Raw genomic sequence first — 16,666 nt, forward strand, 5'->3', positions numbered from 1 at the left:
TCTTGAGGACGAGAGTTATTATTAACAACTTCGTGGTACCACCCCAGTTTATTGATATGTTGCCACATCAACCTCTTCGGGTACGGCAACGCTAAATAGTTGATTATACCCTATCTCTATAACGGGAGATCCCGTCGCAGTATCACAAAAAAATGAACCATCATCTTTGATCCGTGCGAAAGCTCCAAGCCTTTTTTCATTAAGATCCTTATTACTCCTTTTCACCAACCGGAGCTCTCTTTAAATAATGAATCAAAATTACTCTTCTCTTCTTAGCCGAATATTCCGTATTTATTTTAGAAATATTAACTTATATAAAAATTTTAGTCAATAGAAATATTGATCATTTTTTTTAATAATGGGGCTAATACAGTTATGCTGTTTGGATGTGCTAGCATACTTACAAAGCTTGTAAATTCTTCAGCGCTTTTTATTAATTCTTTCATAAATATCCGTTCGTCAAAAAGGAATTTTTCCATTTTATTATTTATAATACGGAATAACACCTGCTTTTCTTTCCTTGTATGAATCCTTTCCATTTTCCAGATTTGATTGTGAATGAAATAACTTGTTTCTCCATATCCATTTTCCAAGTATTGTAGAGTCATTCGAAGAAACCCAATCCACATTAATTCAACATCATCGCAATGTTCCTCTGAAATAACGCTTTGATCATAATATGTTATATGTATGAACCCCTCTAGCAAACTGTTGTTTCGCATTTGGTAATCACTTGATATGCTTATTGCTTTCTCATCTGTAATATTGACTTTATCTCTTTTCAAATCAAATATATATGTGTTTATACTTATCACTCTCTCACCCCAATGGACCTTACAGCAAATATAAGTGGATCGCATAGAAGAGAATATCCAAATGAACATTCTCTTCTTCCTTTTTCCTTTTAAAAAGAAGGCAAATTATCTAAGTTATTTTCTTTAATCCCATCTGGTTCACTACGTATAATATCTCTGCCATACTTATGAAAAACATCAACATGCGCAAGCTTCCCTGCTTTTGCTTCTTCAAGGGCGGTAATATAATCTAATTCTCTTCCACTACTTGTTTTAAAAGCAATAATATCATCATCATCATTTTTACGAACTGCAACAATTTGCTCTACACCTGAATCAATTTCCTCAGCGGCTTCCATTTGCGCTTGGCCTTTTGCTTGTTGTAAGTATTCGTCATATATTTTTTGATAGTCTTTTTCATCCATAATGCCACCTCCAAAAACATAGTGTGCTCTGGGGATGATAGAGTTATGTATTATTTATTTTTGTTGATTAATTAGATATTTCTCTTTAAAGCTTGGACTTAACTCACTCCATACATCAAATTTATTTCCATCCAAATCGTAAAAGACAAAATTATTACCTGGATGCCCTCTATCCTCGATATTACCAACCGTAACTCCTTTTTCCTTTAGCAAGGAATGAAGTTTCCTTAATTGGTCAATTCCGTCTACTTCAAATGTCATGAAAAAATGCTCATTGCCTCTATGATCTTGAAAAATAGCCTTTACTCCTTCTTTTGCTTTAACAAGAAAGAAGCTTTGGTTTGCAAAGTCCAGAATGGCTTTATCTTCATTTCTGAAATTTTCTATTGCTCCTAATTTTTCTTGATACCAGTTTGAAGCTACCTCTGGATTTACAACAGGGAGATAAATCGTTCCCACTCTGTGGATTAGTGTATTCATTATTATTCTCCTTTTGAATAGGGTACAATTTCTTCTTATATTCAGCGATAAGGAAAATATATCCTTTTCTTTGTATTTTGTTTATATATAGCGTGGTTTGGCTGATATATTTATTTTTTGGCTGATTTCCTCGCTACTTTGGCTGATATATTTATTTTTTGGCTGATTTCCTTGTTACTTTGGCTGATATATTCTTTTTTCGGCTGATTTCCTTGTTACTTTGGCTGATATATTCTTTTTTTGGCTGATTTCCTTACTGAGTTTCATAATTTCACAAAAGAGATTCAGGAATCGATGTAAAATTCGTAAATCCCGATGCAACTGCCTCCAAACCAATGATTATTAATGCAATTAATGGGGAGCTTTCAAGCAAATTAGACCATAACAAAAAAACACTGTTATAGAACATATAATATCAGAAATTATTAAAATGTTTTTTCCTGATACCTTATCAATTATAGTTCAGGTTATGCTACTACCAATTAGACCCCCAAATGCAGCTATTAAAGTGCATATATTTTTTGATAGTCTGTGGATTATTGTATTCATCTTGATTAGCCCTTTTTTGATAAAGTAAGAATACTAACTTCATTCGACAAAAGGAAAAGATATCCTTTCTCTTTCTTTTGTAAAAAACAGAGTTTGGTTAATCGAAGCTCTTATCCCAGCAAAAAAGAGTAGCTTAAAATGCTACTCTCCTTCCTTTAACCATATAAAGTTATTGAATATCCCTATTGCTAACAAAGCTTTATCAGTATTATTACTATATTTTGTTTCATAGAGCGTAAACAAGACAAAATCTTTTTTCGTTGTACCCATTTTAATCAAAGATCCACCAAGTAATCCTAGTAATGGTCCCTCTTCTTGTTTAATTTGATCCCCAACCCATTCTGCATATTCATCTTTATCTGAAGGATTAGTTACAATAGAAATCATTAAGGCAAAGCAAAGTAGTAAAAGCAGCCAGTATCTTTTCTTCATAAGATCCATCCTTAATTTTTTCTTCTAGTATTTCCTAATTTATGAAAATCCATCCTAGAAATACACAACAAGAGAATCAGGGAGCTTTTATGAAAATGGGGAAATAAATTATGAAGTGGTAATGTTACGAGTCATGTTAATGTCAAGTTGTTTAGAAAAGCAAATGCTGTAACTGAGCTCGGCGAAACATTTTTGATTTTCTAATCATATAAAAACTCTTAATCACCATCTGCTACCAATAAAGAAAAGCCCCACTCTTGTATGATTTCTGTCATACAAGAGTGGGGCTCAATTCTCTATATTACTCGCCTAAATCCACATTATGATACACTTGCTGCACATCGTCTAGATCTTCAATTGCATCGATCATTTTCTCGAATTGTGCTTGTGCTTCTGGATCTAATGTTACGTCGTTTTGTGCAAGCATTGTTAGTTCAGCTACAGTGAATTCTGTTACGCCTGCTTGTTTGAATGCTTCTTGTACGGCATGGAATTGATCTGGTTCTGCATATACAATAACAGAATCTTCTTCTTCCATGATATCACGTACATCTACGTCTGCTTCCATTAGAAGCTCTAATGCTTCTTCTTCTGTTTTTCCTTCTACGCCGATAACTGCTGTTGCATCAAACATATAAGAAACGGAACCACTTACTCCCATGTTTCCGCCATTTTTACCAAATGCGGCACGAACATCTGAAGCTGTTCTATTTACGTTATTTGTTAAAGCATCAACGATTACCATCGAACCGTTAGGACCAAAGCCTTCATAGCGAAGCTCGTCATATGTTTCTTCTGAACCGCCTTTTGCTTTTTCAATTGCACGGTCAATAATATGTTTTGGTACACTATATGTTTTTGCGCGCTCTAGCACAACTTTTAGCGCTTGGTTAGATTCTGGATCTGGTTCCCCTTGTTTAGCCGCTACAAAGATTTCACGTCCGAATTTTGCATAAACACGACTAGTATTTGCGTCTTTTGAAGCTTTTTTGTCTTTAATATTGTTCCATTTACGACCCATTATGAACACTCTCTTTCTGCTTATACATTCAACTTATTTATTATAGATAAAAACATGGTACTTCTTCAACTTTTATTTGTTATGTTTCGGCATTTATCTAACTGCCGTTTCTTAAAGCCACTAATATTATACATGAAATGTTGATTTTATTCAGCTTTTTGCTCAAAACTTTATGGCGAATCTTTGACAGATCTCACCATATAAAAAGGAGCGACCCATAAATTAGACAGCATCTTGAATGATACAATCAATAATTTAGGAAGCTCCCCCTTTTTAGTAGTATTAAAGTTTAAATTTATTTACGATTGTTTGTAGTGATTCTGCCATTTGAGATAAAGTGTTTGTTGCTGACACCATTTCTTCCATCACAGCTGTTTGCTCTTCCGATGCGGCGGACACATTTTGGGCATGTCCTGAAAATTCGCTAGAGCTCTCAGATAGGTTATCCAGTGATGTGGCGATTTTACTGCCACTTTCGTTCATTTCAACCACTTTTTCTTCCATAGCTGAAATTTGATTTGCGACAATATGAACAGACTTGCGAATATTTTCAAATGAAGAGCCTGCTTCGTCCACAGTCATAATGCCTGTTCGAACGGCTTCAGTATGAGTAAAATGTTTGTGGGAGAATAAATATCCTTTTTGTCTAGTTGGGGGACTCGTCCCCCAACTAGACAAAAAGGCCACCAAGCGAAAGCGCGGTAGCTGGAAAAAATTAAGTATTAAAAAAGAGAGCTTCCTTTTGTAAAGTAGAGTTTGACTAGAAAACTACGAAAAGGAGAGGCTCTCATGAATCAATGTAACATAAAAATGCCATCATTAAAAGAATTGGAAAAAACTTTATTTCGAACACTACAAATGACGTTTCAAGAAATCCTTGTTCAAACGTTAGAAAATTGGGATCAAGAGATTGCCAAGCAACGAGACAAAAGAAGATTTGCTTTACGTGATAAACGAGAAATACGATTAGATACAGCGTTTGGAGCTGTGGAGCTGAAGCGTAATTATTATTTTGATCGTGTGACTAAAAAATATATTTGTCTATTAGATCACTATATACAGTTTCAGGGGAATAAGGGATTTAGTCCGCTACTAGAAGAATGGGGGCTAGAACTAGCGACAAATGGCTCCTCCTATCGAAAGGCGGTGGAAACGTTCGAACAATTTTTAGGCTATTCGGCGATGAGCCACGAAGCATTACGGCAACATCTTCTTCAAACAAGCGTACTTCCCGCTAAGGAAAAACGCCCTTTTCAAAAGGTATTGTTTGTAGAAGTAGATGGATTATATGTGAAGAGTCAAGAAAAGAAAAAGCGTGGATGGGAGTTGAAATTCGCCGCTGTACACGAGGGATGGAAAGAAAACGGAAAGCGAATCAGGCTCCGAAATAAAAGGCATTTTCTTTATGAAGGAAAAGAACCCTTTTGGGAAGCCTTTGAAACGTTCTTACAGAATCATTATGCGTATGATCCTACCCAAACCTTGCTTATTATTAATGGTGATGGAGCAGGCTGGATAACGGCATGTCGGGAGTATTTTCGGGAACGCGCCTTTTTCACCATGGACCGTTTTCATGTCGCTCGTTCGATGAAGCAACTAATGAAGAGCCATCCTCGATACCGCTACATGAAAAGAGCGTTAAGAAACTACCAGGTAGAAACATTACTTCTAGAGTTGAATAGCGCAGTAGGAACAATGGATACACCAGAAAAAGAAGAAAAACTAGAGCATTTCCTTGCCTTTTTAACGCATCATCAGGAAACCATAAAAGATTACCGTAGTTGGTTACAGGAAAAAGGTGTGGACACGACAGCGTATCGTCCAATGGGAAGTGCAGAGGCGATGATGAATCAATTAGCCAAACGATTAAAGAATGGAAGAGCATGGAGCAAAAAAGGGGTCATGAGCATGGCGCGCTTGTGGATTGGATTGAAGGATGACCTATCCATCCAAACGATATATGGGAAATGGGAAAAAGCCACGGAAAAATCAAAGAAAGAGCATCGAGCGAAAAGAAAAATACCCACAAAATTAGTAACAGAAACCGTGCGTCAGAACATGCCATACTTAAATCAAGCGATTGGAAAACCCGTTCACTTTGCCTTACAGGGATTAAAAGGTTTTTAAAAAATGAGAGAATCAACAGTTGGAAGAACAAAACCAATTGGAAAGCGGATACAAACTTAGAGGTTTTACTTTATAAAAAAGGGAGCTAAAAAAACTCCCACAAAAACTTGACTCAATCACGGCTTCATATCCTTTTGACATCGTCTCAACAGTTTTAATCGGCTGATCTTGGATGAAGACGATTTTTTCACTAATTTGATTTGCCGCGCTAGCTGATTCTTCTGCAAGCTTTCGAACTTCTTCTGCTACTACCGAAAATCCTTTTCCATGCTCTCCAGCACGTGCTGCTTCGATCGATGCATTTAGCGCTAGTAAATTTGTTTGCCCAGCAATATTTGTAATCAAAGTAACTATCTCATTAATTTGATTAGAACTTTCATGTAAATACTTAATGACATCAGCCGATTCGCTAACATTCGTATTAATAATTTGCATTTGCTTAATCGCTTTGCCTACAACATTCGAGCCCTCTTCTGAAATTTCGGCTGTTCCTGTTGCAGCATTCGTAACCTCTTTAATTTTCCCAGTCATATCTTCTAAATGATGCGCAATTTTTTCTACTGCCCCACTAATTTCTTCAATTGCATTTGTTTGTTCATTTGTTCCAGATGCTACTTCTTGTATCGAGTCATTAATCATCTAATAGAAAAGCTTGTTTGCTCGGTGCTAGAATATAGTTGCTGAGAAGTTGCTGCTACTTGCTCCGAGTTGATGGATACCTCACCAATTAAATCTTTTAGTTGTGTTACCATTTTGTTAACATTAGCTGTTAAAGCGCCTATTTCATCATTAGATGTCACCTTTAATGTCTCACTAGTGAAATCTCCTTCTGCCAGAGGTTCTACATATTTTGCTAATGCTACAATTGGTTTAGAAATACGTTTGCTCATCCAGTATGCAATAAGACTACCAAGTAGTAATACGATTAAAATAAGGCCTACCAATACATAGATAATTTGTGCGTATAATTCTTTTATAAAAGAAGCATCCATATCTATCCCAAGTATTGCTTGTGTCCCATCCACATGTACAAATATAGATTTGTGGGTACCAAATTCATCCTCATAAATTTCACTGAATAATTTTTCTCCTGCTAAAGCACGATTCATCTCCTCAGTAAATGGATATTCACTTCCGTTTTCCTCTGTCTCACTTAATGCAATGATATGCCCATCGTCTCCCGCTTTGCCTAAGACGTAGACATTTTCTACGTTTGTTTGTGCTTTTAAGTCATTTAATGGACTAAGCAGCTTTTGATATGCTTCTTGATTTCCTTTTTCTGCTTCTTCTATATATTCTCGTTCAATTTCATTAGCAGCTACTTGAAGATTGGCTTCTAATGTTTGTTCAAACCCTTTTAATACTTGATTTTCGACGATTCCTCGCGTAAATACTATCGTAACAGCAGTAAAGATTAAACTACTAATAATTAGCGGGAGTAAATATCCTTGTAAATTTTTCTTAAAGATAGAACTTTGTTTTTTCTTAGTAGCTAAGCTCAAGTTCTTTTTCCTCCTGTTCTGTCACTAATTCAGCGTTTTTTAGGATTTCTGCTATTCTTGGTTTCAAAAATTCAATGATTTCATCCATATGCTTTTCTTCTGTAAAAGGAGAGATAGAGAAAAATTTGGAAGCATATACTGGATAACGTTCTTCTGAATCGTTTGCTGCAATCATACACACCTTTTTCGTATCCCCAAAAAAGTATTCTTCTCTATCTCTTCCGAGTAGTTCGAATAACTTCTGATTTAGCTGATTCATTTGTTCGATTGCTGTGCTTGATGATTTACCAGCCATTTCTTCCTTCCATTCTGCTTTCTCTGCGTATAAACGGAATACGCTAACAGGCCCAATCGTAGGATTAATAACGGAAACAGTTGGAAACTGCTTTTCTAATTTTTCACGGAATGCTAGATTAACACGAACATAGTTTGCTAGTATTTGTTGATAGCCCTCGACTCCAAAAGCTTGTAATGCGGCATAAATCGCAATCGAACTTGCCACTCGTGAGCATTCTAGTGTATAACCAGTATGATAGCTGCCATAACCATGATTACCAACATATGGAGTCTCAAATTCTTCTAAATCTAGTAAACCTAGAGAGCCTCCGTCTTTTGCTAAAAATAAGCTTGTTAAATAAGGTGTCTGTCCAAGCTTTTGGAAATCAAAGCACAAACTATCTGCTAAAGATACATACTGCATGCGTTCTTTAATACTAGCTAATCCTTCTAACACATTTTCTTCAAATTGCAATGGTTTTTTTTCAAAATCATAAGAGGTAAAAAGACTATAAAAGCCACCTAATGCGGAGTCCGCATGGACATGAATATCCTCTATTCCGTATGTATCCATTAAGGATGCAATTACATCTTTTACCTCTTTTACATTGTCAATTCCAAACGAGTCAGTTGTACCAGTTGTTGCTACAATATATATAGGTATGCCGCCCGCTTCGATTACATTTACTAATTTCTCTTTTAAATCACCAATGTCCATCGAATGATCTTCTGTTGTTTTCACACGGATTAAATGGTTGCTTCCGATTCCTGTTGCTTCGACCGATTTTAGTAAGCTATAATGAGCGCCTTCTGATGCAAAGCAATATAAATTAGAAGGAATCCCTTCTTCTTTTGCTTTGGGATATTTTTTCGCAATAGCTAAGCGTAAACCTGTAAATACAGCCCCTTGTCCGCCCCATGTTGTATATCCAAAGCTTTTCGTATGATCGTATCCTACTAACTTAGACATCATGGAAACAACCTTCACCTCAGCTTCAGCTCCAGCTGGTCCATATACATCCCATAAATTATTTCCATTTACAAGAATGGTTGTCAGCATTCCAATAATCCCTGGAATACTTGCCATCGGTAATACATTGGTTACAAATTTATGTGTATGGTATGGATGTCCTTTTACTAATTCTAGTAAATCTTCAACTACTGCTTACATATTTTTCCACTTTATAGAACGATTGATTGCTCCACTAGCTGCCGATAAAAATCATCATCTCTGTTCTTTGTTTCCCCAAGAATAGATTTATTCGGATTCTTATAGGAATCTACCTCTTTAATTAATCTATTCCTTAAATCTAGTAAATACTGTTGCTGCTCTTTGTTTCCATCTTCACTTGGAAATAGGCGCTGAATCTCTTGTAGTTCCATTTAACTACCCCCTAAAAAAAACTCGCGACTAATGTCACAAGTTTTTTGGGATCTTTCACAAATTCTTCACTACTAGTTTTTCTCTTGTTTCTTTTGCTGCCTCTACCATTACCTCTAATGCACCGATTGTTTCTTCTTCATTTCTTGTTTTCAATCCGCAATCCGGATTAATCCAGAACAAGTGTGGATCAAGAACGCCTAAAGCATGTTCAATGTTTTGGGTAATTTCTTCTTTTGTCGGCACCCTAGGACTATGTATATCATATACACCAAGCCCGATTCCTTTATCATAGGTTTTCTTCGCAAATGTTTGGATAAATTCGCCGTGACTTCTGGAAGTTTCGATCGAAATTACATCCACATCCAGAGCATCAATGGCATCAATAATGTCTTCAAAATTCGAATAACACATATGTGTATGAATTTGCGTTTCTTTTTCCACAGAAGTTGTTGCAAGTTTAAAAGAGTAAACTGCTGTGTCTAAATATGGTTTCCATCTCTCCTTTTTTAATGGCAACCCTTCACGAATGGCCGGCTCATCTACTTGAATCATGCGAATATCGTTTCTCTCGAGCTCCTCCACTTCTTTCTTAAGGCTGAAAGCTATTTGTTTCGCTACTTCTGCTCTTGAAATATCATCTCTTACAAAGGACCAGTTTAAAATCGTAATCGGTCCTGTCAGCATTCCTTTTACAGGCTTAGTTGTCAGACTTTGAGCATAGACGGTTTCTTTCACCGTCATTGGCTTCACATACGCTACATCTCCATAAATAATAGGTGGTTTCACACAGCGGGAACCATAGGATTGAACCCAACCGTATGTTGTAAACTGAAAACCAGCTAGTTTTTCACCAAAATATTCAACCATGTCTGTCCGTTCGAATTCTCCATGTACAAATACATCTAATCCTAAGTCTTCTTGAATCTCAATCCATTTTTTTATTTCTGCTTGAATGAAAGTTTCATATTCTTCATTGGTTATTTCTCCTTTTCGCCATCTTAACCGCTCCTTTCGTACTTCCTTGGTCTGCGGAAAACTTCCAATCGTGGTTGTCGGAAGAATTGGGAGCGAAAAAGCTCCTTGTTGTGCTTGCTGTCTTATCGTTACATTTTCACTTCTTTCTGGCTTATCAGAAGCTCTATTTAATTCTTCATGAAGGATTTGATTATTTCTTGCTGAGGAAGCGTTTAATTTGCTAATTGCTTCTACACTTTGGTCGATTTGTGCTTGAATGGCTGCTTTTCCTTTTCTGACTCCCTCTGTTAACGTACTTATTTCTTGCAATTTTTCATCAGCAAAAGAAAGTGCTACTTTTACAATTGGATCTATTTGCTCTTCCTTCACCGTTACTGGTACATGAAGTAAGCTTGATGATGGCTGGATAATGATAGTTTCACTTCCTACAGCCTTCTGGATCTCCGCAAGCAAGCCCCATTTTTCTTCTAAATTAGTTCTCCACACATTTCTGCCATCAATAATGCCTGCTGCAAGGATTTTATCTTCAGGAAATCCGTATTGCTGAATAGATGCTAAATGTTGTCCGTCATCATGAACAAAATCTAAGCCGATTCCTGCTACAGGTAAAGAAATGATAGTTTCATAATCTGTCACGGCGTCAAAATAGGTTTGAAGAATCACCTTTAATTTTGGTGCCGCCTCTTGCAAGGTATGATATATTTGCTGCGTTATTTGCCATTCTCTTGGTGTAACATCTGTGACTAAATATGGTTCGTCTATTTGAATCCATTTCACTCCTTCTGCTTCTAGCTCCTTTAAAATCTGCGCATATAAAGGAAGATAAGATGCCACTGTTTCTTCCAGTTTATCTTCTTCATAGCCTTTTGCTAATTTTATAAAGGTCAGTGGTCCTAACAATACTGGTTTTCCTTCGATTCCTAATGCTTCTTTTGCTTCCCGATAAAAGAACAGCGGACGATTTTCTGTTAATGTTGGCTTTCTTTCCCCGAGCTCAGGTACTATATAGTGATAGTTTGTATTGAACCACTTTTTCATTGCTGCTGCTACTGCAGTTGTATTTCCACGCGCAATCTGAAAATAAGTTTGTAAAGGAACCTTGCCCCCATTATAAGCAAATCTTGATGGCACTTGCCCGAACATAGTAGCCGTATCTAATACATGGTCATAGAAACTAAAATCACCGACAGGAATTAAATCAATTCCTTGCAACTTTTGCTTCTGTAAGTTTTTCAATCGAAGGTTCTTCGTTTCTTGCAAAAGCTCTTCTTCCGAACAGTCACCCTTCCAGTAACGCTCCAATGCTCTTTTCCATTCTCTTTTTTCTCCAATTCTCGGATAGCCTAAATTAGAACTTTTGTACATTCTGCTTCCCCATTTCCTATTTTTTTATCTCAGGCAAAAGTTAGTAAAAAAAGTCTGACGTCCACATTGTATCTATATAGAAGCTCTCTACCTTCTTGCTTCTTAGATAAATAGTGGAGTCAGACTTTTATGAGATACGCTCATTTAAGTTCAGCACTAACTAGAATTGAGACAATCTTTATCCCAACACATATTCTCCCTCCTCTATATCCACGTAGAGTAGCTTGCTTACAAAATAGGCAGGTCTCCTGACTTAGAATCATCACTCCTTCTCCCCTTCCCATCTAAAAAAGACAGTGGATATGAGAATTTGCTCCTCCTCACAGTGGCGGGACCGTGCCGGACTCTAACCGGTCTTCCCTTTTAAGCTATGAAGTGGAATTCACAGCACCTATTTGCGGTTATTCAGTTTTTTCGTTCATTACGAGAAAAATAAAAACCTCCCTTATTTATAAAATAAGAGAGGCTCCGTCTTGTATCTTTATCCCCCTCTTATTTTTCAAAGCCATGAATGGCTTTGCTGGAATTAGCACCTTTTCTTTAAAAAGAATGGTTGCTGAGGTTTCAATGGGCCAGTCCCTCCACCTCTCTACATAAGAGTTTTTATTCACTTTTTCGAATTAACAAAATATTAGCACGATAAATTCTTGTTGTCAATTCTTGTTTTATTGATTATTAAGAATTCTTTTGATAATTTTGGATGCGCAAAATTTTAAACGTTATAATCTTTTTCCTCATTTTACAAGTTATTTTTCTTTTATCTCTTCTTGATTACGAACGTTTGTTCTGTTATAATAGAGCCACTGAGGAGATGATTTAAAATGCTACGTGATCGAGGCACGATTAAATGGACAGCGATGATGTTGCCAGAGCATGTTCAAAGTATAAAAGACGCTCTAGAGGAAGCAAAAAAAATAAAAATGCCTATTTTAGAAGAAGATAAAATACAAGAAATGGAACTACTTTTACTCGAAGGAATCGAATATAATCTTTTGCTTCACTATGATATTTTTAAAAATGGGACGATTTATCGTTTAACCGGCCAAACAACCTATATTGATCATTTAAAACGTGAGCTTCGTATTCTAGATACGAATAATCATACGCACTCTATTCCTTTTCACAGCTTAGTAAACATACAAAACGATTAAAAAAGGAGCATTACCGTGTTTGATTATACACAATTTCCCAATAGAGCGATTCTGTGTATTGATATAAAAAGCTTCTATGCGAGCATTACCGCTGTCACAAAAGGATTAGATCCCCTCACCTGCCATCTTGTTGTGGTCGGAAATACCGAGCAAAAGGGTAGCGTTGTTCTAGCGGCATCTCCTGCCATGAAGAAAGACTTTCGCATAAAAACAGGATCTAGGCTTTTTGAAATACCAGATGATTCAAGAATTATCGTAAGTAATCCACAAATGGGACTATTCGTTCGGGTATCGACCGAAATAACGAAATTGTTTTTTCGATACGTCCCTCCTTCTGCTGTTCATACCTACTCTGTCGATGAAAGCTTTCTTGATGTAGGCGGAATGGAAAAAAGCTTAGGCACCCCATTGGAAATAGCACAGAAACTAAAAGCAGATATTATGCGGGAGTTTGGTTTGCCTTCCACTATTGGAATCGGCCCAAATATGCTTATGGCAAAGCTTTGCCTTGATTTAGAAGCAAAAAAAGCAGATAACGGAATCAGCAGCTGGTCTTATGAAGACATTCCTCATAAGTTATGGCCTATTTCCCCTTTACGCGATATGTGGGGGATTGGAAAACGAACGGAAAAAACATTAAATAATATGGGGATTTTCTCTGTTGGCCAATTAGCGCGTTATGATTTAGCGTTGCTGGAAAAAAAATTTGGCATTATGGGTAACCAGCTTTACCATCATGCCTGGGGAATTGATTTATCTGAAATCGGCGCACCCATTATGCAGGGACAAATCAGCTATGGTAAAAGCCAAATTTTATTACGGGACTATAAGAAACTCCAGGAAATTAAATCTGTTCTCCTTGAAATGTGTGAAGATGTAGCCAAAAGAGCACGAAGCAACCATCATGCAGGGCGAACCGTCACATTAGGTATTTCATACAGCAAAGATGAATTTAGCGGCGGTTTTCTACGCTCTCGAACAATCGAAAACCCAACGAATATAACCATGATTATTTATCAAGTTTGTCTGGAATTGTTTCAGGAAAACTACCGGGGACAAACTGTTAGACAAATTTCTGTTTCTATTACAAAATTAGAGAATGATTATGACTTGCAATTAGATTTATTTGATACAGGTGGCTGGAAAAAAAGAAAGCTTGGATATGTTGTTGATACTATTCGAAATCGCTATGGATCGACTGCTCTCCTCCGTGCTGTTTCCTACACTCCTGGCGGTACTGCCTTGCAACGAGCTCAGCTTCTTGGCGGGCATAAAAAATAAAAGCTGTTTTCTAAAGAATTGTTGTTTTTTTCAATAGAAAAAAACAATTAGTTGGAAAATTGGAGCAGCTGGAATACACGAGACGCCACGGGGATTAGCGAGACAGTCTGAGACCCCAGAAGCGAATGAGGAGGCTTAAGCTTAGCCCCACGGAAAGCGAAGTGTATTCCGGCTGCGGGTAATCGCAACAAACTTTACGAAAACAGCCAAAATAAAAAATGAGGTGTATCAATGCTAAAGAGAATCCGATTAAAAGAGGAAAATATCCTGTCAAAAAGTCAATATCCTTTTACTATCCCTGCCCTTAGCAATTTAGGCTCTCTTGATTTCAAAAGTAAGGTGACGTTTTTCGTTGGGGAAAATGGATCTGGAAAGTCTACCTTACTTGAAGCTATTAGCTATCAATGCCAATTCAACACAGCAGGCGGCGGCAGAAATAACAGTTATGACGTTCATTCTTCCCAGTCCGATTTAGGAGAATATTTGCAGCTATCCTGGTCCCCTACTAAGCTAACGAATGGATTTTTTCTACGGGCAGAATCTTTTTATCAATTTGCTACACATATTGATCAACTGGATGAGCTCGATCTGAAAAAAAAATATGGAAGCTATGGTGGTAAATCATTATTAGAGCAATCGCATGGTGAATCCTTTCTCTCTCTCTTTCTTCATCGCTTTAAAGGAGAAGCAATTTATTTACTGGATGAGCCTGAAGCAGCATTATCACCGCAACGGCAACTAAGCTTTCTCCGCATCCTCCATGATTTAGCGGAAACAGAAGACTGCCAATTTATTATTGCCACCCATTCTCCTATTCTATTAGGGTATCCTAATGCAACGATACTGAGCTTTGATGGAGACCAAATAGAGGAAACAGAGTACGAAAATACGGAGCACTATCAAATCACTAAATACTTTTTACAATATCGTGAGAAAATGTTAAAGGATATATTCGAGGAAGAGGATATGTAAAAATTTAAAAAACAGGATAATCTAATCAAAAAAGTAAATAGTATAACTATCTGATTGCTTAAGGGGATTGCTATGATTGGATTATTGCTCTCTGTCTTTTTATTTAACTTTATTGCTTATAAAACAAATAAGAAATTAACATGGAACCAAATTTTACATATATGGCTATTCACTATCTCTTTCCAGCAACTTTTTGATTTATATGTAGATGTAGGATACCATGCCTACTGGTACTTCAGTAAATCAGAAGTGGATTGGGAATCCATTATTCACATTTTATTTTTAGTACCACCTGTCAATATTATTTTCCTAAATCTTTATCCGATGAAAAAGAGTGTTCTACATAAAGTTTTATTTATTTTCATATGGAATTTTATCATTGTAGGATATGAGTGGCTCACTTTACTCCCATCTCCATGGGGTTATTTTCATTATGGCTGGTGGCGACTCTCCTACTCGTTTCTCATTAACCCGATCTTATTATTTATTTTAATAAAATATTATAAGCTAATATCTAAGCTGGAGAAGAAATCCCTTTCGGCGTAATTCCTGGAGTGAGTACGCCTTAGTTTTTAGTTTTTTCTTATGATTGTTTGGTTTGGCTGATATATCGAATTTTTGGCTGATTTCTTCTTGCGTTTGGCTGATATATTGAATTTTTGGCTGATTTCCTTTTGCGTTTGGCTGATATATCGAATTTTTGGCTGATTTCTTCTTGCGTTTGGCTGATATATTGAAGATTTGGCTGATTTCTTCTTGCGTTTGGCTGATATATCGAATTTTTGGCTGATATCCCCAAACATGCGGATTAAAATCATTATTTATCCTTTCCATTTCTGCTTACTAGACAATAAATAGGACTATAAACTCACTTTTTTTACAAAAATATAAAAAAATCATGACTATATACCTTGAATTAACGGAATAACATGGTAAAATTAAATTTGGGCAAATTTTACGAAAGTAAAAGACGCAAAGCCACGGGCCTAAAGCAACTGCTATGGCAGCCGGGTTGCCAAGATTATATCGTATATCTTGTTAATAAAATCTTCCTGTCTAATTTGCCTTATAAAATTAGAAAAGAGGAATGTTATGGTTATGTTTTACCCAACTGTAGTAACTGATGAAAAACCGTGTGTTAGACATGTTGTAAAGGACAAAAATTATTGTATGTGTGGATCGAAGTATAAATCGTATTCCACCTTTAAAAGATCTGACTTTAAACGAATTGAATTTAAGCAGGTAACTGATATCACTTGTCCTTACTGTCAATCCATCATTAATTAATGATGGATTTTTTATTTTGTACGGCTTACGCTCACAGACACAGATCAACTTTCGCTACTGTATATTTTTCGATTCAAATTATCATTTTTAGGATAGTATCGAAAAATTGACGAAAACTAAAAACGGTTTCATTTTTCACCATTAAAAACTTTTAAAATGGAGATGGCGACCTATGTCGATTGTTTTTTTGCGAATATGCATGGTTTTAATAAGTTGGGGAAGCCTGTTGTTTCTTCCAAAATCAATTATCAAAAAATTTATTCCCGTCACTTTTTTCTCTGCTTCTATTCTTTTAGTTGAAACACTTTTATCCCTTATCTTTAAATGGTGGAAAGTAAAAGGTGGATTAAACTCACTAGTCGCAGATGCATTGGGATTTATATTCGGCCCTTTTGTAGTCATTAATATTTGGATATTTCATTTAACACATAAAAGGTTTCTTGTATATACATTAGTAAATTTAATCATGGATCTTATTTTTGCTTATCCGTTAAATGCATTTTTTCAAAAAGTAGGCTTCTATAAATTGAAAAAATTCACATCTATTCATTTATTCTTGACTTCATATGGCCTGTCTTTTCTTAATTACTGGTTTCAAAAATTTATCGTATCAGATAAAAATATTGGGAATGCTCGCTAAGAAGC

Annotated in this window: 17 protein-coding genes, 1 pseudogene, 3 riboswitches and 1 other annotated feature; of the genes and pseudogenes, 7 read left to right on the forward strand and 11 right to left on the reverse strand. The window is 36.3% G+C overall.

Annotation, left to right across the window (positions count from 1 at the left end; all coding sequences use genetic code 11):
* Nucleotide 1: 1 nt before the first annotated feature.
* Nucleotides 2-283: a binding site (T-box leader), on the reverse strand.
* 40 nt (nucleotides 284-323) lie between these two features.
* The 6 genes from NST60_RS00690 to NST60_RS00715 form a co-directional block, all read right to left on the reverse strand.
* Nucleotides 324-815 (reverse strand): hypothetical protein, encoded by a 492-nt coding sequence (locus tag NST60_RS00690; protein WP_198013228.1) that lies wholly within the window; start codon nucleotides 813-815, stop codon nucleotides 324-326.
* An 89-nt stretch (nucleotides 816-904) separates the two neighbouring features.
* On the reverse strand, nucleotides 905-1,219 hold the full coding sequence (locus tag NST60_RS00695; protein ID WP_016204659.1) for a DUF3892 domain-containing protein: 315 nt from the start codon (nucleotides 1,217-1,219) through the stop codon (nucleotides 905-907).
* A 54-nt stretch (nucleotides 1,220-1,273) separates the two neighbouring features.
* Nucleotides 1,274-1,699: a VOC family protein gene (locus tag NST60_RS00700; protein ID WP_169188431.1), complete on the reverse strand. Its 426-nt coding sequence runs from the start codon at nucleotides 1,697-1,699 to the stop codon at nucleotides 1,274-1,276.
* A gap of 690 nt (nucleotides 1,700-2,389) precedes the next feature.
* Nucleotides 2,390-2,680, reverse strand: a complete 291-nt coding sequence (locus NST60_RS00705) for a DUF4359 domain-containing protein (protein WP_169188430.1) — start codon at nucleotides 2,678-2,680, stop codon at nucleotides 2,390-2,392.
* A gap of 301 nt (nucleotides 2,681-2,981) precedes the next feature.
* Entirely contained in the window at nucleotides 2,982-3,701 is a 720-nt protein-coding gene (locus tag NST60_RS00710) for a YebC/PmpR family DNA-binding transcriptional regulator (protein WP_016204662.1), read from the reverse strand.
* A gap of 282 nt (nucleotides 3,702-3,983) precedes the next feature.
* A complete protein-coding gene (locus NST60_RS00715) occupies nucleotides 3,984-4,379 on the reverse strand; it encodes a hypothetical protein (RefSeq protein ID WP_341097980.1) in 396 nt (131 codons plus the stop codon).
* Between the two features lie 111 nt (nucleotides 4,380-4,490).
* Between NST60_RS00715 and NST60_RS00720 the strand changes: the two genes are divergently transcribed.
* Nucleotides 4,491-5,828, forward strand: coding sequence for an ISLre2 family transposase (locus NST60_RS00720; protein ID WP_341097941.1), 1,338 nt, complete (start codon nucleotides 4,491-4,493; stop codon nucleotides 5,826-5,828).
* A 12-nt stretch (nucleotides 5,829-5,840) separates the two neighbouring features.
* Here NST60_RS00720 and NST60_RS00725 read toward each other — a convergent pair whose 3' ends face one another.
* From NST60_RS00725 to metE, 4 genes and pseudogenes are all read right to left on the reverse strand, one after another.
* Nucleotides 5,841-6,467, reverse strand: coding sequence for a methyl-accepting chemotaxis protein (locus NST60_RS00725; protein ID WP_341097981.1), 627 nt, complete (start codon nucleotides 6,465-6,467; stop codon nucleotides 5,841-5,843).
* A complete protein-coding gene (locus NST60_RS00730) occupies nucleotides 6,464-7,330 on the reverse strand; it encodes a HAMP domain-containing protein (protein WP_224428182.1) in 867 nt (288 codons plus the stop codon). Before NST60_RS00730 ends, NST60_RS00725 begins: the two co-directional genes overlap by 4 nt.
* Nucleotides 7,314-8,989: pseudogene (locus tag NST60_RS00735) on the reverse strand (pyridoxal phosphate-dependent decarboxylase family protein). Before NST60_RS00735 ends, NST60_RS00730 begins: the two are co-directional and overlap by 17 nt.
* Before the next feature lie 55 nt (nucleotides 8,990-9,044).
* Complete coding sequence (metE, locus tag NST60_RS00740) at nucleotides 9,045-11,330, reverse strand: 5-methyltetrahydropteroyltriglutamate--homocysteine S-methyltransferase (protein WP_224428183.1); 2,286 nt, start codon at nucleotides 11,328-11,330, stop codon at nucleotides 9,045-9,047.
* Nucleotides 11,331-11,551: 221 nt separating this feature from the next.
* Nucleotides 11,552-11,740, reverse strand: a riboswitch (cobalamin riboswitch).
* Nucleotides 11,741-11,819: 79 nt separating this feature from the next.
* A riboswitch (SAM riboswitch) is annotated at nucleotides 11,820-11,930 on the reverse strand.
* A 221-nt stretch (nucleotides 11,931-12,151) separates the two neighbouring features.
* Between metE and NST60_RS00745 the strand changes: the two genes are divergently transcribed.
* From NST60_RS00745 to NST60_RS00760, 4 genes are all read left to right on the forward strand, one after another.
* Nucleotides 12,152-12,481 carry a YolD-like family protein gene (locus NST60_RS00745; RefSeq protein WP_016204667.1) on the forward strand — a complete coding sequence of 110 codons (330 nt, stop codon included), beginning with the start codon at nucleotides 12,152-12,154 and terminating at the stop codon, nucleotides 12,479-12,481.
* Between the two features lie 15 nt (nucleotides 12,482-12,496).
* A complete protein-coding gene (locus NST60_RS00750; protein WP_224428184.1) occupies nucleotides 12,497-13,762 on the forward strand; it encodes a Y-family DNA polymerase in 1,266 nt (421 codons plus the stop codon).
* A 231-nt stretch (nucleotides 13,763-13,993) separates the two neighbouring features.
* Nucleotides 13,994-14,734, forward strand: coding sequence for an AAA family ATPase (locus NST60_RS00755; RefSeq protein WP_016204669.1), 741 nt, complete (start codon nucleotides 13,994-13,996; stop codon nucleotides 14,732-14,734).
* A gap of 72 nt (nucleotides 14,735-14,806) precedes the next feature.
* Nucleotides 14,807-15,280, forward strand: a complete 474-nt coding sequence (locus NST60_RS00760; protein ID WP_101729973.1) for a hypothetical protein — start codon at nucleotides 14,807-14,809, stop codon at nucleotides 15,278-15,280.
* Between the two features lie 26 nt (nucleotides 15,281-15,306).
* Here the strand turns inward: NST60_RS00760 and NST60_RS00765 are convergent, their stop codons facing one another.
* Complete coding sequence (locus NST60_RS00765; RefSeq protein WP_224428243.1) at nucleotides 15,307-15,552, reverse strand: hypothetical protein; 246 nt, start codon at nucleotides 15,550-15,552, stop codon at nucleotides 15,307-15,309.
* A gap of 119 nt (nucleotides 15,553-15,671) precedes the next feature.
* Nucleotides 15,672-15,754: riboswitch (cyclic di-GMP riboswitch) on the forward strand.
* Nucleotides 15,755-15,826: 72 nt separating this feature from the next.
* Here NST60_RS00765 and NST60_RS00770 point away from each other — a divergent pair.
* Nucleotides 15,827-16,021, forward strand: a complete 195-nt coding sequence (locus NST60_RS00770) for a hypothetical protein (protein WP_145999680.1) — start codon at nucleotides 15,827-15,829, stop codon at nucleotides 16,019-16,021.
* Nucleotides 16,022-16,193: 172 nt separating this feature from the next.
* Nucleotides 16,194-16,661 (forward strand): hypothetical protein, encoded by a 468-nt coding sequence (locus NST60_RS00775; RefSeq protein ID WP_101729975.1) that lies wholly within the window; start codon nucleotides 16,194-16,196, stop codon nucleotides 16,659-16,661.
* The last annotated feature ends 5 nt before the right edge of the window (nucleotides 16,662-16,666 follow it).

Origin of the sequence: Niallia sp. FSL W8-1348, assembly GCF_038006745.1 — a bacterium.
Taxonomy (GTDB): domain Bacteria; phylum Bacillota; class Bacilli; order Bacillales; family Cytobacillaceae; genus Niallia; species Niallia alba.